The sequence below is a fragment of the Streptomyces sp. NPDC013157 genome (assembly GCF_042899865.1).
Classification (GTDB): Bacteria; Actinomycetota; Actinomycetes; order Streptomycetales; family Streptomycetaceae; genus Streptomyces.
In genome coordinates, this window is record NZ_JBIBAK010000040.1 from 1,620 (window position 1) to 3,251 (window position 1,632).

The window sequence follows — 1,632 nt, forward strand, 5'->3', positions numbered from 1 at the left end:
TGGGTTCGATGTTTGACGCTTCACAGCGGGTACCGGAATATCAACCGGTTATCCATCGACTACGCCTGTCGGCCTCGCCTTAGGTCCCGACTTACCCTGGGCAGATCAGCTTGACCCAGGAACCCTTAGTCAATCGGCGCACACGTTTCCCACGTGTGAATCGCTACTCATGCCTGCATTCTCACTCGTCAACCGTCCACAACTACCTTCCGGTGCTGCTTCACCCGGCAGACGACGCTCCCCTACCCATCACGATCCCCGTTGGGGGTACATATCGCAATGACACGACTTCGGCGGTACGCTTGAGCCCCGCTACATTGTCGGCGCGGAATCACTAGACCAGTGAGCTATTACGCACTCTTTCAAGGGTGGCTGCTTCTAAGCCAACCTCCTGGTTGTCTCTGCGACTCCACATCCTTTCCCACTTAGCGTACGCTTAGGGGCCTTAGTCGATGCTCTGGGCTGTTTCCCTCTCGACCATGGAGCTTATCCCCCACAGTCTCACTGCCGCGCTCTCACTTACCGGCATTCGGAGTTTGGCTAAGGTCAGTAACCCGGTAGGGCCCATCGCCTATCCAGTGCTCTACCTCCGGCAAGAAACACACGACGCTGCACCTAAATGCATTTCGGGGAGAACCAGCTATCACGGAGTTTGATTGGCCTTTCACCCCTAACCACAGGTCATCCCCCAGGTTTTCAACCCTGGTGGGTTCGGTCCTCCACGAAGTCTTACCTCCGCTTCAACCTGCCCATGGCTAGATCACTCCGCTTCGGGTCTTGAGCGTGCTACTCAGACGCCCTGTTCGGACTCGCTTTCGCTACGGCTACCCCACACGGGTTAACCTCGCAACACACCGCAAACTCGCAGGCTCATTCTTCAAAAGGCACGCAGTCACACACGAAGTGCTCCCACGGCTTGTAGGCACACGGTTTCAGGTACTATTTCACTCCCCTCCCGGGGTACTTTTCACCATTCCCTCACGGTACTATCCGCTATCGGTCACCAGGGAATATTTAGGCTTAGCGGGTGGTCCCGCCAGATTCACACGGGATTTCTCGGGCCCCGTGCTACTTGGGTGTCTCTCAAACGAGCCGTACAGATTTCAGCTACGGGGGTCTTACCCTCTACGCCGGACCTTTCGCATGTCCTTCGCCTACCCATACGGTTTCTGACTCGTCCCACGGCCGGCAGACCGTGAAAGAGAGATCCCACAACCCCGTATACGCAACCCCTGCCGGGTCTCACACGCATACGGTTTGGCCTCATCCGGTTTCGCTCGCCACTACTCCCGGAATCACGGTTGTTTTCTCTTCCTGAGGGTACTGAGATGTTTCACTTCCCCTCGTTCCCTCCACACTGCCTATGAGTTCAGCAGCGGGTGACAGCCCATGACGACTGCCGGGTTTCCCCATTCGGAAACCCCCGGATCAAAGCCTGGTTGACGACTCCCCGGGGACTATCGCGGCCTCCCACGTCCTTCATCGGTTCCTGGTGCCAAGGCATCCACCGTGCGCCCTTAAAAACTTGGCCACAGATGCTCGCGTCCACTGTGCAGTTCTCAAACAACGACCAGCCACCCATCACCCCCAGACCAGAGCCTGGAGTTCACTGGGGCCGGCATCGAGGGAACT

General features: G+C 57.4%; 1 rRNA gene (cut by a window edge). It reads right to left on the reverse strand.

The annotated features are described in order from the left end of the window. Positions 1-1,531, reverse strand: a 23S ribosomal RNA gene (locus ACFY6U_RS52090) (it extends 1,597 nt beyond the left edge of the window). Between the last annotated feature and the right edge of the window lie 101 nt (positions 1,532-1,632).